This is a genomic window from Burkholderia sp. BCC1985, from assembly GCF_905339915.1.
GTDB lineage: Bacteria > Pseudomonadota > Gammaproteobacteria > Burkholderiales > Burkholderiaceae > Burkholderia.
Map to the genome: position 1 here is coordinate 217,077 of NZ_CAJPGY010000005.1, position 17,128 is coordinate 234,204.

Annotated in this window: 18 protein-coding genes and 1 tRNA gene; 7 read left to right on the forward strand and 12 right to left on the reverse strand. The window is 68.0% G+C overall.

Features of this window, described 5'->3' with window-relative positions; genetic code table 11:
• Positions 1-25 precede the first annotated feature (25 nt).
• Positions 26-121, forward strand: a tRNA-Sec gene (locus tag U4Z31_RS07110).
• A 290-nt stretch (positions 122-411) separates the two neighbouring features.
• Here U4Z31_RS07110 and U4Z31_RS07115 read toward each other — a convergent pair.
• A complete protein-coding gene (locus U4Z31_RS07115; RefSeq protein WP_321809828.1) occupies positions 412-1,572 on the reverse strand; it encodes a DUF4382 domain-containing protein in 1,161 nt (386 codons plus the stop codon).
• Positions 1,573-1,934: 362 nt separating this feature from the next.
• Between U4Z31_RS07115 and U4Z31_RS07120 the strand changes: the two genes are divergently transcribed.
• Entirely contained in the window at positions 1,935-2,147 is a 213-nt protein-coding gene (locus U4Z31_RS07120) for a hypothetical protein (protein WP_321809829.1), read from the forward strand.
• Positions 2,148-2,207: 60 nt separating this feature from the next.
• Here the strand turns inward: U4Z31_RS07120 and U4Z31_RS07125 are convergent, their stop codons facing one another.
• The 3 genes from U4Z31_RS07125 to U4Z31_RS07135 all read right to left on the reverse strand — a co-directional run bounded on the left by U4Z31_RS07125 (position 2,208) and on the right by U4Z31_RS07135 (position 4,503).
• Entirely contained in the window at positions 2,208-2,507 is a 300-nt protein-coding gene (locus U4Z31_RS07125) for a hydrogenase maturation factor (protein WP_321809830.1), read from the reverse strand.
• Positions 2,508-2,593: 86 nt separating this feature from the next.
• On the reverse strand, positions 2,594-3,016 hold the full coding sequence (locus U4Z31_RS07130; RefSeq protein WP_124521180.1) for an NUDIX hydrolase: 423 nt from the start codon (positions 3,014-3,016) through the stop codon (positions 2,594-2,596).
• 98 nt (positions 3,017-3,114) lie between these two features.
• Positions 3,115-4,503 (reverse strand): uracil-xanthine permease family protein, encoded by a 1,389-nt coding sequence (locus U4Z31_RS07135; RefSeq protein WP_321809831.1) that lies wholly within the window; start codon positions 4,501-4,503, stop codon positions 3,115-3,117.
• 128 nt (positions 4,504-4,631) lie between these two features.
• Between U4Z31_RS07135 and U4Z31_RS07140 the strand changes: the two genes are divergently transcribed.
• From U4Z31_RS07140 to U4Z31_RS07150, 3 genes are all read left to right on the forward strand, one after another.
• Complete coding sequence (locus tag U4Z31_RS07140) at positions 4,632-5,093, forward strand: SDR family oxidoreductase (protein WP_321809863.1); 462 nt, start codon at positions 4,632-4,634, stop codon at positions 5,091-5,093.
• Positions 5,094-5,309: 216 nt separating this feature from the next.
• Positions 5,310-5,645 (forward strand): putative quinol monooxygenase, encoded by a 336-nt coding sequence (locus tag U4Z31_RS07145; RefSeq protein WP_321802294.1) that lies wholly within the window; start codon positions 5,310-5,312, stop codon positions 5,643-5,645.
• Positions 5,642-6,799, forward strand: a complete 1,158-nt coding sequence (locus U4Z31_RS07150) for an iron-containing alcohol dehydrogenase (protein WP_124668452.1) — start codon at positions 5,642-5,644, stop codon at positions 6,797-6,799. Before U4Z31_RS07145 ends, U4Z31_RS07150 begins: the two co-directional genes overlap by 4 nt.
• 164 nt (positions 6,800-6,963) lie before the next feature.
• On the opposite strand, the gene U4Z31_RS07155 is transcribed toward U4Z31_RS07150, so the two are convergent.
• The gene (locus tag U4Z31_RS07155; protein WP_321809832.1) at positions 6,964-7,872 is read right to left on the reverse strand and encodes a LysR family transcriptional regulator; all 909 of its coding nucleotides are present in this window, start codon (positions 7,870-7,872) and stop codon (positions 6,964-6,966) included.
• Positions 7,873-8,056: 184 nt separating this feature from the next.
• Between U4Z31_RS07155 and U4Z31_RS07160 the strand changes: the two genes are divergently transcribed.
• Positions 8,057-8,641 carry a putative glycolipid-binding domain-containing protein gene (locus U4Z31_RS07160; RefSeq protein WP_321809833.1) on the forward strand — a complete coding sequence of 195 codons (585 nt, stop codon included), beginning with the start codon at positions 8,057-8,059 and terminating at the stop codon, positions 8,639-8,641.
• A 20-nt stretch (positions 8,642-8,661) separates the two neighbouring features.
• Here the strand turns inward: U4Z31_RS07160 and U4Z31_RS07165 are convergent, their stop codons facing one another.
• Both U4Z31_RS07165 and U4Z31_RS07170 read right to left on the reverse strand, forming a co-directional pair.
• Positions 8,662-9,654 carry a sulfonate ABC transporter substrate-binding protein gene (locus U4Z31_RS07165; RefSeq protein ID WP_321809834.1) on the reverse strand — a complete coding sequence of 331 codons (993 nt, stop codon included), beginning with the start codon at positions 9,652-9,654 and terminating at the stop codon, positions 8,662-8,664.
• Between the two features lie 199 nt (positions 9,655-9,853).
• Positions 9,854-10,261: a DUF427 domain-containing protein gene (locus U4Z31_RS07170; RefSeq protein WP_257774924.1), complete on the reverse strand. Its 408-nt coding sequence runs from the start codon at positions 10,259-10,261 to the stop codon at positions 9,854-9,856.
• A 343-nt stretch (positions 10,262-10,604) separates the two neighbouring features.
• On the opposite strand from U4Z31_RS07170, the gene U4Z31_RS07175 reads away from it, so the two are divergent.
• Positions 10,605-12,266, forward strand: coding sequence for an ABC transporter substrate-binding protein (locus U4Z31_RS07175; protein WP_321809835.1), 1,662 nt, complete (start codon positions 10,605-10,607; stop codon positions 12,264-12,266).
• Between the two features lie 42 nt (positions 12,267-12,308).
• Here the strand turns inward: U4Z31_RS07175 and U4Z31_RS07180 are convergent, their stop codons facing one another.
• The 5 genes from U4Z31_RS07180 to U4Z31_RS07200 all read right to left on the reverse strand — a co-directional run bounded on the left by U4Z31_RS07180 (position 12,309) and on the right by U4Z31_RS07200 (position 17,128).
• Positions 12,309-13,256, reverse strand: coding sequence for a TauD/TfdA dioxygenase family protein (locus U4Z31_RS07180; RefSeq protein ID WP_044843860.1), 948 nt, complete (start codon positions 13,254-13,256; stop codon positions 12,309-12,311).
• Positions 13,257-13,425: 169 nt separating this feature from the next.
• Positions 13,426-14,382, reverse strand: coding sequence for a TauD/TfdA dioxygenase family protein (locus tag U4Z31_RS07185; protein ID WP_044843861.1), 957 nt, complete (start codon positions 14,380-14,382; stop codon positions 13,426-13,428).
• A gap of 170 nt (positions 14,383-14,552) precedes the next feature.
• Positions 14,553-15,404, reverse strand: coding sequence for an ABC transporter ATP-binding protein (locus U4Z31_RS07190; protein ID WP_321809836.1), 852 nt, complete (start codon positions 15,402-15,404; stop codon positions 14,553-14,555).
• A 35-nt stretch (positions 15,405-15,439) separates the two neighbouring features.
• Entirely contained in the window at positions 15,440-16,264 is an 825-nt protein-coding gene (locus U4Z31_RS07195; RefSeq protein ID WP_124521166.1) for an ABC transporter permease, read from the reverse strand.
• Between the two features lie 24 nt (positions 16,265-16,288).
• Positions 16,289-17,128 carry an ABC transporter permease gene (locus U4Z31_RS07200; protein ID WP_321809837.1) on the reverse strand — a complete coding sequence of 280 codons (840 nt, stop codon included), beginning with the start codon at positions 17,126-17,128 and terminating at the stop codon, positions 16,289-16,291.

Genomic DNA, 17,128 nt, shown 5'->3' on the forward strand with positions numbered 1-17,128 from the left:
GTTGTTCTTTGGTTTTTTTCCCCACGGAAGGCATTCGTATCCGGTGGTACGGCCGGGCTTCAAACCCGGTTGGGGGTGTCAGACACTCCCGGGTCGGTTCGACTCCGGCTGCCTTCCGCCATTCCGCCACCATGCCCGTCATGCAGCGACCATGAAAAAGGCCCGCAAAATACGCGGGCCTCGTGCAATCAGCAATTGCCTTTCTTCGCCTGTCCGGGCGGGCAGAACCCGTTCCCCGGCCCGCCCTGCGGTGCCACGACGACCGGCGGACCCGGCACGTATGCGACGCACCCGCTGAGCGCGCCGACCACGCTCGCCGCGGCGAGCAATGCGATAACCCCTTTCTTCACTTCGTTCTCCCGTTTATTGAGGAAAGGGCCGCGCGGCCCTTTCGATGATGCTGCCGACGCGTCAGAAGCTGAAATTGACGTTCGACTGGCTGGTCGTCGCGTTGACGTTCGTCGATTGCGTTGCGCCCGACGCTGCGTCCGCTTCGATCGTGTATTGTGCCGCGGCGGTCGGCGACGCGGCCAGCGCGACCGGCAGCGAGCCCGAGTACGTGCCGACGATCGGCGCGGCCGTGGGCACGTTGAGCGCATACGTACCCGTATCCAGATTCGCGTTGATCGACGTGATCTCGTACGCGTTCGCAGCGACGGTCTGCAACGCGCGCACGAACGCGTTGGCGCTTGCCGTCACCGTGCCGCCGACCGTGCTCATCGTCGATGCCGGCAGCGTGATCGGGGCAGTCGACGCCGACACGGCCGTGGTCGTGTTCACCACGACCGGGACCGAGCGGACGATGCCGGACGCGAAGTTGTTCTGCACGATCACGACGTCGTAGTTGCCTTGCGTCGAGCTCTGGATCAGCGGCGACAGCACGAATTTTCCGGTGTTGTCGGCAACCGTGCCGCGGACCACCTTGCCGCCTTGTTCCGCATACACGGTCGCGCCGGCTTCGGCCGAGGCGACATAGCCGGAGATCGCGCCGCTCACGACGGTCGGGATCGCGGTGACGACCGGCTTCAGCGCATACGTGCCGTTGCCGCGCTGGACGATCGACTTGCACGCGTTGAAGTCGAGCACGAGGTCGACGAGCGTGTTCGGCTGGACCGTGAAAGGCTGGATGATCTTGTAACCGCTTTGCGTCGCGCTCGGCGTCGCGAGCGCCTGTTCCGTGCCGCCCGTCGGGACGACCGAGTTCGCGAGGGTGTTGCCCTGGTTCGGCGCGAGAACGAGGCGAATCTGCTGATACTGGCCGGCCGGCAAGGCGGTCTGGCCGATATCGGCGAGCACGCCGTTGGTCAGCGACAGCAGGTCGATCTTCTGCGGTGTCGCCAGCGTGATGGTCGACCAGCCGGCGTCGTTATTGGAAGCATTCCCATTCGCATTGACGCGGACCTGAGAAACGGTCACGAATACGTGATCGAAGCCGCATGACGGTGCATCGGTCATCGCGACATGCAGCGTGCCGGTTTGCGGGCTGCCGCCATCGTCGCCGCCGCCGCATCCTGCGAGTGCGAACGGCACCGCTGCCGCGCATAGTGCGGCCTTCCAGAATGTGTTGTTCATTGTTTTGTCCCCCTTCGAGGTTATTGTGCGTGCAACGAAGCATAGCCGCGGGGAACGCCCACAGTATGAGCAGCTTTGAAACGAACCGTAAATCCTGCGTCGGAGCGTAAGAACCGCTGCCCGTCGATCGATATTCGCGACGCAATGGCAGGCAATAAGGCCCACAGCGAAGGAATCCTGTCCGGATCGATCGAGCAGGGCATGAGTCGCCGGGACACGGCATGTTCGCGATCGGCAAAAACTTGATCGGTGAAAGCACTAAATCCGCGCTGATTATTTCGCCGCTATAGTCGAATCACGAATGGTAGATGCGAGCGCCATGCGCCGCCGCCATTCAGGCAAAGACTGTAGACGGGTGCTGTATGAAAAACACAATCGAAAAGACCACCGGACCGGTGTGGGGTGTGGCGGCAGGCGTGTTTCTGGCTGTCGCAGGACTGAGTCTCGGCATCTTCCCGAAATCGCTGAACAGCACGGGAACCGTAAACGACTTCCTGGCGTCCGGCGTCGCGATGCTCGGTATCTTCCTCGCCGTCTATTCCACACACGAACTACGACGAAAGCGCCTGCACTGAGCGCCGGCACGCGCGCGCTCCGCAAAACGCCGCAAAGATGATCCCGGGCCGATCGACGGCTCAGGAATGCGCGCGTCCTTTTGCCTGGCCCGTATCGACCAGCAGATCGTCGACGAGGATTTCGCCGGCCGCGCGGCCTGCGCGCAACGCATTGCGGGTGTTGCGGAACAGGTGGCCGCCGTCGTCGGCGAGACGAATCGGTCCGAGCAGGCGCGGCACGCTGGCGGCCGAGCGCACCTGCACGACCGCGACGAACCCGAACCGCAGCGGGGCGGGCGGCGCGTGGTCGCGCGATTCGTCGAGCCGGAATTCGCAGCGGATATCGATTGTGTATCCGCGGTAGGTGTACGCACTGTTCATCTGCAGCTCGCTCGGAAGGGAACGCGGTGATGGACCGTGGGCGCATCATATCGGCTCGCGCGAGCCGGCGGGGGTGGGGTGTCTACCTACTCGAGGATTTCGTGCTCGTAGACGAGCTCGACGATGCGTTTCGTCGGGATGCTCGCGCGCAGTTCGTCGACGTTGTCGATGCGAAACCACTTGCACTTCTCGATCTCGTTGCTCGCCTGGGCCGTGTGCTCCGGGCCGACTTCGGCGAAGAACACGTGATGCACCTTCGCGAGCCCCGTGAACTGCATCGAATAGACCAGGTCCTGGCCGGTGATGCCGGTCTCTTCCTGCAGCTCCCGATGCGCGGCTTCGAGCGGCGTCTCGCCGCGCTTGATCGTGCCGCCGGGCAGCGCCCAGCGCGACGATGCGCGCGCGACGAGCAGGACCTGCCGTTCGCGGTAGCAGACGACGGTCGCGCGTTCCTTGACGGGAACCGCACTGGCTTCCGGCGCATTCGTGGAGATGGGGGCTTGAGGCATGAACCGATTCTAGCGAGAGTCGGGCGCCCGGCCAAGCCGGGCTCGTCGAGCGCGACGCGACCCGTCGGCCGGACCGCGTCGTCACGGAGTCCGTAGCGTTACTTCTGTTCCGGCAGGAACCAGTTCATCACGAGCGCGCAGATGCCGCCCGTCGCGACACCCGACTCCAGCACGTTCTTCAGTGCATGCGGCAGGCTGTTCAGGATGTCCGGCACTTGCGACACGCCGAGGCCGAGCGCGAGCGACACTGCGATGATCAGCAGCGCGCGGCGATCGAGCTGGACGCCGGACAGGATGTTGATGCCCGACGCGGCCACCGCGCCGAACATCACCATCGCCGCACCGCCGAGCACGGGCTCCGGCACGGCCTGCAGCGCGCCCGCGACGACCGGGAACAGGCCGAGCACCACGAGCATGCCCGCGATCCAGATGCCGACGTAGCGGCTCGCGACGCCGGTGATCTGGATCACGCCGTTGTTCTGCGCGAACACGGAGCTCGGGAACGTGTTGAACACGCCGGCCAGCAGCGAGTTCGCGCCGTTCACGAGCACGCCGCCCTTGATCCGCTGCATCCACACCGGCCCTTCGACCGGCTCCTTCGAGATCTTGCTGGTGGCGGTGACGTCGCCGATCGCTTCGAGCGACGTGACGAGGTAGATGATCAGCATCGGCACGAACAGCGACCATGAGAAGCCGATGCCGAAATGCAGCGGCGTCGGGACCTGGAACAGCGCGGCCTGGTGCACGCCGGTGAAGTCGAGGCGGCCGAGCACGGCAGCCGCGGCATAGCCGATCACGAGCGCGATCACGAGTGCGGTGCTGCGCACCCACACGATCGGCACGCGGTTCAGCAGGATGATGGTGCCGAGCACGAGGCACGACAGCGTCAGGTTCTGGGCGCTCGCGAACGTGCCGTTGGCCATCGCGCCGTAGCCGCCGCCCATGCTGATGAGGCCGACCTTGATCAGCGTGAGGCCGATCAGCAGCACGACGATGCCGGTGACGAGCGGCGTGATCAGGCGCTTCACGAACGGCAGGATGCGCGACACGCCCATCTCGACGAACGAACCGGCGATCACGACGCCGAAGATCGCGGCCATCACGGTCTCGACCGGCGTGCCTTGCTTGACCATCACGCTGCCGCCGGCGATCAGCGGGCCGACGAAGTTGAAGCTGGTGCCCTGCACGATCAGGAGGCCGGCGCCGAGCGGGCCGAAGCGCTTGCACTGCACGAAGGTCGCGATGCCGGAAATCACCAGCGACATCGATACGATAAGGGTCGTATCCCGGCTCGATACGCCGAGCGCCTGGCAGATCAGCAGGCCGGGCGTGACGATCGGCACGATGATCGCCAGCAGGTGCTGCAGCGCGGCGACGAAGGCGACCATCGGCGCGGGCCGGTCGTCGGGACCGTAGACGAGATCGTGCGACAGGTCTGCATCGTCGGCGCCGTGGGCGGCGGATCGGGCGTGGGAAGCGGGTTGCATGGCGAGCGGGCCGGACAAGGTGGAAAGTGCGGCATTTTAGCCGAAGGGCCCACCGGCGCCGCCCGGGGGCGATGCAATAGCCGGAATTCGGAAAGCGGTGCCGGATCCGTGATGTAGAGCGCGCGGGCATCGCCGGCAAGCTGGCCGACACCGATCCGGATCACCTGCTCGCCGCGCTGCAGGAGCGTATTGCCGGGCCGGTCCATGCGATCCGCGCCGCGTTGCCGCTGATGCCCGCGACCGGCTCGATCGTGCTCACCGGCGGACAGCTGGCGGACCGTCCGTCCGGGCAAGGCACGTCGGTCATTGCGGCCGCCGTGCGCGGCGTCGAAGCACTGGCGCAGTCGCTTGCGCTGGAGCTCAAGCCGATTCGCGTGAACGTCGTCGCGCCCGGTTTCGTCGACACGCCGCTGTACGACGCATTCGGCCCGGAAGCGCGCGACGCGATGCTCGGCCAGGCCGCGGCGGCGCTGCCCGGCGGACGCGTCGGTCGCGCCGACAAAGTCGGCGGAGCGATCGCGTTCCTGCTGGGCAACGGCTTCGTGAATGCCGAAATCCTGCATGTCGACGGGGGCGGCCGGCTGGTGTGACGCGCGGGCATTCGACGGCCCTGCCGTGAACCCTTCGCGCGAAGCATGCCGTCGCATGCATGACGCGTGCGCGGCGCAAGCGGCACCGATTCAATACAATGCGACGACGAGGCGTCGGCACCGTGTCGGGCCGCCGACTGCCGCCTTCGACGAGCGACCGCGCATGGTCGAATGACGCCCCGTCTTGACGGGCCGCTGGCGAATACGGAGCGCAGCATGAACGAACCTTACCTGCAGGTCATCGCCCATTTCTTCGCGAAACCCGGCAACGGCGACCGCGTGATCGAATTGCTCGCGGAACTCGCGCCGGCCACGCGGGCCGAGCCGAAGAACCTCGACTATGCGTACTTCCGCTCGCCGGTCGATCCCGACCACATCGTGATCCTCGAGCGTTACCGGGATGCCGACGGCCTCGACGTGCATCGGGATACGCCGCATTTCCAGCGGATCGCTGTCGGCGCGATCATTCCGTTGCTCGATCGCCGCGACGTGACGCGCTACATGGTGCAGCCGGACACCGGCACGGCGACGCCACCGGGAGGCACCCGATGAACCCGTTTCAATTCCGTACCGTGCCGACGCAGATCGTCGAATTCGGCGCCGCGCGCCGGCTCGGCGCGCTGTTGCGCGAACGCTTTCCGGCGCTCGCGCGGCTGTGCGTCGTCACCGACGCGTTCCTGCATCGCAGCGGCGTGCTCGCGCCCGCGCTGGAGAGCCTCGCCGCGCACGGCTGGCAGGTGACCGTGATCGACGACGTGATCGCCGATCCGCCCGAGCACGTCGTGCTCGAGGCGACCGCGCGGGCGGTGGCGGCCGATGCCGAGATCGTGCTCGGCCTCGGCGGCGGTTCGTCGATGGACGTCGCGAAGCTGATCGCGGTGCTCGCGCCGGGGCGGCAGGCGCTGGCCGACATGTACGGCGTCGACAAGGTTGCCACGTCCCGGCTGCCGCTCGTGCAGATGCCGACCACGGCCGGCACCGGCTCCGAAGTGACGGCCGTGTCGATCGTCACGGTCGGCGAGGCGCGCAAGATGGGCGTCGTGTCGCCGCAGCTGTTCGCGGACGTCGCGATCCTCGACGCCGAGCTGACGCTCGGGCTGCCGCGCGCGGCAACCGCCGCGACGGGCATCGACGCGATGGTGCACGCGATCGAAGCCTATACGTCGTCGCGGCTGAAGAATCCGGTGTCCGACATGCTGGCCGTGCACGCATTGACGCTGCTGTCGCGCAACCTGCTGAAGGCATGCGACGACGGCAACGATCGCCGCGCGCGCGAAGCGATGCTGGTCGGCGCGATGTTCGCCGGCCAGGCGTTCGCGAACGCGCCGGTCGCGGCCGTGCATGCGCTGGCCTATCCGGTCGGCGGCATGTTCCACGTGCCGCACGGGCTGTCGAACGCGCTCGTGCTGCCGCACGTGCTGCGCTTCAATGCGCCGGCTGCCGCGCCGCTGTATGCGGAACTCGCGGCGATCGTCGCGCCGTCGGCCGCGGGGAGCGACGAAGCGAGGACGCAGGCGCTGATCGACGAGATCGATCGCCTGATCGTCGCGACGGGCATTCCGCGCACGCTGCGCGAGGTCGGCATCGGTGAGGGCGACCTGCCGAGGATGGCGTCGGATGCGATGCTGCAGACGCGCCTGCTCGTGAACAATCCGCGCGAGGTGACGGAAGCCGACGCGCTGGCGATCTATCGGCAGGCGTGGTGACGCGGCGCGCGTGACTGCGTGGCGGCTGCACGGGCAACGACGCGACGGCGCCGGCAAACGCGTGGCCGCATGGAATCGAATCGGATCGAATCGACGGACGGGTTTCGAGGCGAGGCTTCGGTGATCCGGAAAGCAGACGGTGCCGCTCGGGCGGGTGCGCGCGCTCAGGGTTTGCTTCTGTCCAAAAGCGCCGGAATCTCCTTCTTCAGCAGATCGACGACGACCCGCACGCGCGGCGGCAGCGGCCGTTGCGCCTGGACCAGCGCGTTGAGCGCGAATGCGGGAATCGTGTATTGCGGCAGGATCTCGACGAGCTTGCCGTGCGCGAGCGCATGGGCGCAGGCCGGCGCCTGCACGACGCCGATGCCGCCGCCGGCCAGGATCGTGTCGAACATCGGGCGCCAGTGGCTCGTCGTCATCACCGTCTGGATCCGCGCGTATTCGAGCGTCTTGTCTTCACTCCGCAGCGGCAACTGCTCGTTCGCGAAGATGCCCTTGACGCGGATGAACGGGTGGTTCGCCAGATCGGCCTTCGTGTCGATCGGGCCGTGGCGGTCGAGATAGGCGGGCGCGGCCACGAGCACGCGGTCGACCTGGCCGAGCGGATGCGCGACGAATCCGCCGTCGTCGAGCTGGCCGAGGCGGATCGAGATGTCGACGCCTTCCGTGACCGGATCGACGATGTTGTCGTTCAGCACCAGGTCGATGTGCAGTTGCGGATACGCGGTGCGGATATGCATCAGCGCCTGCGGAATCACGACCTCGCCGAAGCATTGCGGCGCGGCGAGCCGGATCGTGCCGCCGAGCGTGTTTTCCGTTTTCGATACCGATGCGATCGACGCTTCGGCCGCTTCGAGCAGCGCCTTGCTGTGTTCGTAGAAAATGCGGCCTTCGTCGGTGCACGTGAGCGTACGTGCACTGCGCATCAGCAGACGTGTGCCGAGACGTTTTTCGAGCTTGTCGATGCGCTCGCTGACGGCCGGTTGGCCCATGTCCAGATCCCGTGCCGCGCCCGACATCGTGCCGCGCTCGACGACCCTCACGTAGATGCGCATCGTCGCCAGCAAATCCATGAAATCACGCCCCTTGTCCGGTTCGGGTGATGCCGAGCGGTGATGGTACCAAAGCAGGACCGGTACCGAAGGTGCGCGACGAGCCGATACTCGGTATCGGTACGAAGGCACGCGCCAGACAAAGGCCGTGAGATCATCGACGCCGTGAGCGAAAATCCGGCTCATGCGATCGACGGGAGCCGACATGACACAACGGGACGAAGCGGCGCGCACGCGCTGCGTCGCATGGCAGATCGCGCAGACCTGGCAGGCGGCCGAATGGTGCCGGCTCGCCGAGGCGCGTGCGGGCATCGACCTGTCGGGCGCGGTGGCGGGCGCGATCGACGGCACGCCGTTTCGCATCGACTATGCGATCGTATGCGGCGCCGACTGGCTGACGCGCTCGGTGCGCGTGACGTACTGGCTGGGCGCCGCGCCGCCCCGGCAACTCGCGATCGAATGCGACGCGGGGCACTGGACGATCGACGGCGGCGCAGCGCCGGCCCTCGCGGGCGCGACCGACATCGATCTCGGCTTCAGTCCGTCGACCAATACGCTGCCGATCCGGCGTCTCGGGCTGGCGGTCGGCGCATCGGCCGTCATTCATACCGCGTGGCTGCGTTTTCCGTCGTTCGAGATCGTGCGAGGCGAGCAGCGCTATGCGCGCACGGCGGAGCACGTGTACCGCTACGAGAGCGGCGCGTATGCGGCCGATATCGCGGTCGACGACGCGGGTCTCGTCACCGATTACGACGAATGGCGGCGGATCGGCGCGACGCGTTCGCCGTAACGCGTCGCGGCAGCGGTGCGTCAGCGCGCGTTGGCGACGGTCACCTTGCCGGGAATCAGCTTCAGCGTGCTGAACGCGTCGGCGATGCCCTGCTGGTACGCCAGCGTCGCATCGGAGACGGGCTGCACGCCGTAGCCGGCACGCTTGAGCGCGACTTCGAGCGTCGGCGCATCGAGGCCGACGAGCGGCGACAGTTGCGCGGCGACTTCCGGAACATGGTCGCGTCCCCAGCGATCGACCGCGTCGACTTCCTCGAGCAGCGTGCGCAGCACCTGCGGCTGCGCGGTCGCATACTTGCGCGCGGCGAGGTAGTACTGCGTGTTGCGCACGAGCCCGTCGCCGTCCGCGACCACGCGCGCGCCGAGCTGCCGTTCGGCCGCGGCCAGGTACGGATCCCAGATCACCCACGCGTCGACGTTGCGCTGCACGAACGCGGCGCGCGCGTCGGCGGGCGTCAGGTAGATCGGCTGGATGTCGGCATACGTGAGGCCCGCATGCTCCAGCGCCTTCACGAGCAGGTAGTGGACGTTCGAACCCTTGTTGAATGCGACCTTCTTGCCGCGCAGCTGCGCGACGGTGCGGATCGGCGAATCGGGCAGCACGACGATCGCCTCGCCGTGCGGCGCGGGCGGTTCGTTGCCGATATAGACGAAATCGACGCCCGCGGCCTGCGCGAAGATCGGCGGCGTTTCGCCGACCGTACCGACGTCGATCGCGCCGGCGTTCAGCCCCTCGAGCAATTGCGGACCGGCCGGGAATTCGAGCCACTGGACCGCCACGCCCTGGCTTGCGAGCCGCTTCTCGAGCGTGCCGCGCGCCTTGAGTATGACGAAGTTGCCGTATTTCTGGAAACCGATGCGCAGCCGCTTGTCGCTGCCCTGAGCCAGTGCAGGCATGCCCGCGAGCGGGCCGAGCGCGAGCCCGGCCAGTCCGGCGGCCGCGCCGTGCAGCCACTGGCGGCGGCGCGGGTTTGCCGGGGTCGTTTCAAGATCTGCGTGCGGTAAGTCGTTCATCGAGGCGTCCTGCTGGCGGGTTCACGGGTCGCGCGGGCTGGCGGCGCGACCGGCACGGGACGCAGCCGGATGCGGTCGATGCGCGCGACCGGCCGCGCCCGCGCCGGATGGACGACGATACGGCCGCGCGGGCCGGCGGCCAACCAACGAATCCGCATATGCAAATCAGCGGGCCGACAATACGTGAACGCCGCCGCGCTCAATCGGTGCCGAGCGGGCTTTCCTCGATCGCGTCGACACGGTCCGGATAGAACGCGAGGTGCGCGCGGATCGATTCGACGGCCGGGTTCGGATGCTCGTACGTCCACACCGCGTTGGTCGAGCGTTCGCCGCCGGCGGGAATCGAGTAGTACGCGCAATCGCCCTTGTACGGGCAGTACGTCGCATGGTCGGTGCGTTGCAGCAGCGCCATGTCGGCATCCTCGCGCGGAACGTACAGCACGGCCGGATAGCTGGCTTCGCGCAGCGCCAGCGCACGGCGCGTATCGGCGACGATCTTGCCGGCCACCTTGACCACGACGCGCGACGGGTGCGGTTCGATCGTGATCGGATGATCGGGGCCCGGCGACTTCACGGGACGAGAGGGCGTAGCGGGGTTGAGCGACATCGTGGGTCCTCCAGGAAGGGGCGGCGCGCCGGAACGCGTGCGCCGGGCGTATCCCCGCGCACCGCTGCCGGCGTTGACCAACCGATACGATGCGCCCATTCCGGAGAACCTGCAGGGGGCCGGAAGGACGGGTCGCGAACGGCGTCGATGCACGACGTGGGGCGGGCCGCTGCAGCGGCATTCGCACGCATGTCCCCGGTGCTCGCGCGGACGTTTCCATGCGGCGGCAGCGGGATGCATCCGCGGCGATAAGCAACGCGGAATTAATTGGTAAGCGATCGGCGGGCGGCGCGCGAAGATCGGCGGTCGTCATTCGCATGACAGTCCTTTCCTGACCGCCACCATGAAGATTCCATTCGTTTCATCGGCCGCGCATCGTGCGCGGCATACGTCCGTTGCCGTTGCAGTGCTGCGCGGCGTGGCCGCATCGCTGCTGCTCGCCGGCACGGTCACGCACGCGTTCGCGGCGCCGGCCGGCAAGACGCTCGTGTACTGCGCCGAAGGCAGCCCGGCCGGCTTCGATCCGGGCCAGCACACGACCAGCACCGATTTCGACGCGAGCACGTACACGGTCTACAACGGGCTCGTGCAGTTCAAGCGCGGCACGCTCGATCTCGTGCCATCGCTCGCGACGAGCTGGGACGTGTCGTCCGACCAGCGCGTCTACACGTTCCACCTGCGGCGCGGCGTGAAGTTCCAGACGACCGCGTGGTTCACGCCGACGCGTCCGTTCCAGGCGGACGACGTCGTGTTCACGTTCCGCCGGATGCTCGATCCCGACGATCCGTTCCGCAAGGCCTACCCGGTCAGTTTCCCGTACTTCAGCGACCTCGGGTTCGACCGCAACATCGAACGCATCGAAAAGCTCGACGACGATACGGTGCGCTTCGTGCTGAAGCAGCCCGACGTCGTGTTCGTGCGCAATCTCGCGATGGCGTTCGCGTCGATCCTGTCGGCCGAATATGCGTCGCAGTTGACGGCACGCCATCGCGAAGCCGACATCAACCAGCTCCCGGTCGGCACGGGGCCGTTCCAGCTGCGCGCGTACCAGAAGGACGCCGTGATCCGCTACGACGCGAATCCCGACTACTGGAAGCCGGACGACGTGAAGCTCGCGCATCTCGTGTTCGCGATCACGCCCGATCCGGCCGCGCGCCTGCAGAAGCTCACGGCCGGCGAGTGCCAGGTGTCGGTGTTCCCGCGGCCGGCCGATCTCGAGACGGTGCGGCGCGATCCGAAAATAACGCTGTTTTCGGGGACGGGCTTCAACGTCGGCTTCGTCGCGTACAACACGCAGCATCCGCCGCTCGATCGCGTCGACGTGCGGCGCGCGCTCGACATCGCGATCGACAAGACGGCGATCATCAAGACCGTGTTCAACGGCGACGCGACGATCGCGACGAACCCGATGCCGCCCGCGCAATGGTCGTACAACCCGCGCCTGAAGGATGCGCCGCGCGATCCGGCAGCCGCGAAGGCGCTGCTCGCGCAGGCGGGATTCCCGAACGGCTTCGACCTGACGCTGTGGGCGATGCCGGTGCAGCGCCCCTACAACCCGAACGCGCAGCTGATGGCGCAACTGATCCAGCAGGACTGGGCGAAGATCGGCGTGCGCGCGAAGATCGTCAGCTACGAGTGGGGCGAATACAATCGCCGCGCGAAACGCGACGGGCAGCACGACGCGATCCTGTACGGCTGGTCGGGCGACAACGGCGACCCCGACAACTGGCTCGGCACGCTGCTCGGCTGCGAGGCGGTGCACGGCAGCAATCTCGCGAAATGGTGCAACGCGGATTTCGAGCGGCTCGTCAGCGCGGCGCGCACGAACTCGGACGTCGCGAAACGCACGTCGCTCTACGAGCAGGCACAGGTCGTCTTCAAGGATCAGGTGCCGTTCACGCCGATCGCGACGTCGATCGTGTCGCTGCCGATCTCGAAGCGCGTGCACGGGCTGACGTTCTCGCCGCTCGGCGGGCACCGGTTCGACGGCGTGTGGCTGGATTGAGGCAGGAAGCCGGCGCGGGTGCGCCGGCTGTCGACACGGCGGTCAGTTCAGTGCGACCGCGGCCGCTGCCTCGACCGGCGAGCCCTCGAGCGCGACGGACGCCCGGCCGTCGGGGCCGACCGGCACGTCGCCGATGAGCGTCGTGCGGTAGAGCTGGCGATCGAAGTCGAGATCGAAGATGTCGACCGGCGCGAGATGCGCGGTCGCGCGGTTGTCCCAGAACGCGATGCTGCGCGGCTCCCACTTGAAGCGGATCGTGAATTCCGGCCGCGTCACGTGTTCCCACAGCAGTTCGAGCAGGGCCTGGCTCTCGCGCGGCGTCAGCCCGACGATCGACTTCAGGAAACTCGGGCTCACGTACAGCGCGCGTTCGCCGGTCTCCGGATGCACGCGCACCAGCGGATGCTCGGTCACGAGCGGGCGGCGCTCGACGGCTTCGTCGAATGCGCCGGTCGCGCGCGCACCGGGCGGCGGCGTGAAGCGATGGATGCCGCGCAAGCCGTCGACGAAGTCGCGCAGCGGTGCGGACAGCGTTTCATAGGCGCGCACGAGGTTGGTCCAGTGCGTGTCGCCGCCGTACGGCGGAATCGTCACGCCGCGCAGGATCGACGCCCACGGCGGATTGACGGCGGCCGTCACGTCGGTGTGCCAGCCCGTCCACGGCCGGCGTACCGGCTCGCCTTCGAAGCGCGTCGCCTTGCGATGCTTCGCGATCGAATAGACGGCCGGATGACCGTCGACGTGGCCGAACACCGGGTGGCCGACGGTCGGCTCGCCGAACTGCGCGGAGAACGCGACGTGCTGCTCGTGCGTGAGGAACTGCTCGCGGAAGAAGATCACGCGCCATTTCAGCAGCGCGGCGCGAATCGCGGCGATCTGCGGCGTGGTCAACGGCTGGGTGAGGTCGATGCCGCGGATCTCGGCGCCGATGTGGGCGGACAGCGGGATCACGTCGACCGGCTCGGCGGCGGGTACGGGTAGGGCGCTCATGCGACGCTCCTGGCGGAAGTGAACGGGGCGGACGGACGGCGACATCGTTGCGCATGCAAGCGTCGGCCCGGTGGCGGGAAGGTCATGGTCGGATCCTCCGGTCGGGAAGGCGGGAATGCAGGGTGGCGCCGGCACGGTGGCGACCGAAGCCGCCACCGTGCGGCGAACGTCATTGCAGCGTCGCGCCCGGCCCCTTCAGCACGACGCTGCGGCGGCCGTCGATGCCGACCGGCACGTCGCCGTGAACGGTCGCGCGACGCACGACGCGGCGCGCATCGCCGTAGTCGTTGATCGCGTAGTGCTGCGTCGCGCGGTTGTCCCAGATCGCGACGTCGCCTTGCTGCCAGTTCCAGCGCACGGTGTTCTCGAGGCGCGTCACGTGTTCGTGCAGCACCTGCAGCAGATGGGCGGAATCCTGCGACGACAGCCCCTTGATCTTCTGCACGAAGTGTCCGAGCACGAGCGTGCGCTCGCCGGTCTCCGGATGCACGCGCACGACCGGATGTTCGGTTTCGTAGACGGTCGACGTGAATACTTCGCGGTAGCGCTTCAGTTGCGTGTCGTCGGCATGCACGTGCGTCGACGCGTAGTCGTACGCGTTCGTGTGCACCGCCCACAGCGTGTCGGCGAGCGCGCGCAGCGACTCGGGAAGATGCGTGTATGCGGCCGCCGTGTTGGCCCACACGGTGTCGCCGCCGAACGGCGGAATCACGACCGCGCGCAGGATCGACACCTTCGGGTACGCGTCGACGAACGTCACGTCGGTGTGCCACGAATTGGCGCGCGCACCGTGCGCGGAATCGAGTTCGAGCAAGTGCGCGCTGCCGTCGACGGAGGGCACGGTCGGGTGGGCGACCGTCTCGCCGAAGCGGCGCGCGAAGGCTTCCTGCGCGGTGTCGTCGAGATGGCCCTGGTTGCGGAAGAACAGCACCTTGTGGCGCAGCAGCGCGGCCTGGATCGCGTCGAACGTCGCGTCGTCGAGCGTGCCGGACAGCCGGACTCCGGCGATTTCGGCGCCGATCCGGCCGGCGACCTGGCGAAGCTGAAGCGGGACAGCGGCCGTGCGCGGCGCGGCGGCGTGCGAAGCATGCGATGACGGGTGAGCGGCGTGCTGGACTTCGGACATCGGGAGTCTCCTGGGTCGGGTCGATCGAGTCTCCATTCAAGCAGGGACCGCGCGGAACCGGAACCGATGAATCGTCACAACCTTAGTGCGCGCCGTGATGATCGATATGTGTCGGCATGCTGAGCGTTTCGGGCACGGCATCGGGCCCGCCGCGTGAGCGCGTGAGCGCATCACCACGCGAGCCGCCATGCGCCGATCCGGTGCGCATCGAGCGCCTCGTCACGGTTTGCCCGGCTGCCGCTGCCGCCGTTGCCGGGCGGTTCGAGATCGTCGAAATCGGCGAGCACCGCGTCGCGCAGCCGCGCGAATTCCGGCGAGTCGCGCCGGCGCGGCCGCGGCAACGCGACGTCGAGGATGCGCTCGATGCGCCCGGGGCGCGGCGCCATCGTGACGACGCGATCGCCGAGATACACGGCTTCGTCGACGTCGTGCGTGACCAGCACCATCGTGATGCGTTCCTGTTCCCAGATGCGCAGCAGTTCGTTCTGCATCCGCGCGCGCGTCTGTGCATCGAGTGCGCCGAACGGTTCGTCGAGCAGCAGCACGCGCGGGCGATTCACGAGGCCGCGCGCGATCGCGACGCGTTGCGCCATGCCGCCCGACAGCTGGTTCGGGTACGCATGCTCGAAGCCGTTCAGCCCGACGAGCGCGATGTGCTCGGCTACCGCGCGCCGTTTGGCCGGTGCGTCGAGCGGCGCATTGCGCAGTGCTGCCTCGATGTTCTGAGCAACCGTCAGCCACGGGAACAGCCGGTGATCCTGGAACACGATCCCGCGCTGCAGCGACGTGTCGCGCACCGTTTCGTCGCCGGCGCGGATTTCGCCCGCGTAGTCGGTATCGAGCCCGGCGATCAGGCGCAGCAAAGTCGACTTGCCGCAGCCGCTCGCGCCGACGATCGTGACGAACTCGCCGGCACGCACGTGCAGCGACACGTCGTCGAGCACGGCGAGCGATGCGCCGCGTTGCGCATAGCGTTTGCTCACGTGGAGGATATCGAGCGAATCGGAAGCGAGAGTCGTCATGGCGGAAAGGGAAGCAACGGGAAGGAAGAGGGCGATCAGCGGCGCAGCTCGCCGCGCCGGGCCAGCACCTTGCGCTCGATCGCGCGCGCGACCGCGTTCAGCGCCCAGCCGGTCACGCCGACGACGATGATCCCGAACAGCACGAGATCCATCCGGAACTGCTCGCTGCCGTCGATCAGCGTGTTGCCGATCCCGGCGCCCGCGACGAGCAGGTACTCGGCGCCGAGCGTCGCGAGCCACGAGTAGATGAGGCCGAGATACAGCCCGGTGAAGATCGACGGCAGCGCGGCGGGCAGGATCACGTGGCGCACCAGCTGAAGCCGCGAATAACGCAGCGCGCGGGCCACGTCGACGTACGTGCGCGGTACCGCATGAATGCCGTCGCACGTATGCGCGGCGACCGGCAGCAGCGCGGCGAGCGACAGGAACACGACCTTGGCGACGTCGCCGAGGCCGAACCAGACGGAAATCAGCGGAATCCACGCGAACAGCGAGATCTGCTTGAACGTGTCGAAGCTCGGGCCGACCATGCGCGCGGCGACGCGCGACAGCCCGAGCGCGGTGCCGAGCAGCAGGCCGCCGGTCGCGCCGATCGCGAAGCCGCACGCTTCGCGCGCGAGCGATGCCGACAACGCACGCGCCAGCGCGCCGCTGGTTGTCTGGGTCCACGCGGTGTGCAGCACGTCGGCCGGGCCGACCAGCAACCCGCTCTTGACGAGGTGCGCGGACGAGACGGCCCACCAGAGCGCGAGCGTGGCAAGCGGCAGGACGAAACCGCGCCAGTCGGGCACGGGAAAGCGACGGGCGATCCTGACGGCGGGCGATGGGGCGTCCGATGCGGACGTGGCGTCAAGCGGCATGGGAGGAGAATCCTTGAATCGGGTTCAACCGCGGAATGCGGACGGCACGCCGCGGCGCAGCCGTGCTTCGAGCGCGTCGAGCAGCCGGTTGATCGCGAGGCCGACCGCGCCGACCACGATCACCGCCGCCATCACGAGATCGAGCTGGAACAGCTGGCGCCCGTACACGATCAGGTAGCCGAGCCCTTCCGACGACGCGACGAGTTCGACGACGACGAGCGCGAGCCACGATTTCGTGAATGCGAGCCGCACGCCGGTCGCGAGCGTCGGAATCGCGGCCGGCAGCACGACGTGGACGATGCGCTGGCGGCGCGTATAGCCGAACACGCGCGCGGCTTCATCGAGCGCGGGCGGCGCCTGGCGGAACCCCTGCAGCGTGCTCATCGTCACGGGGACGAGCGCCGCATGCGCGATCAGCAGGTACTTCAGCGGCTCGCCGACGCCGACGAGCAGCAGCAGGAACGGCAGCCAGCCGAGCACGGGAATCTGCACGAGCGCGTTGAAGCCGGGCAGCACGTAGGCTTCGAGTGTGCGCGACAGGCCGAGCGCCGCGCCGGTCGCGAAACCGAGCAGCGTGCCGGCCGCGAAGCCGACCAGCACGCGCTGCAGGCTGATCAGCGTGTGGCGCGCGAGATCGCCGCTGGCCGCGAGTTCGGCGAGCGAGTCGGCGACGTGCGCGGGCGGCGGCAGGATCTGCGGTGCGATCCAGCCGCGCGCGCTGCCGACGGTCCACAACACGAACAGCAGCGCGGGCAGCGCCCACGGCGCGAGCAGCCACGCCACGCGTTTCGCGGCCGCCGCGCGGGACGGCGCGGCGTGTGCGCGCGGGTCGGACGACGGAATCGGGATCGCGGTGTCGCTCAT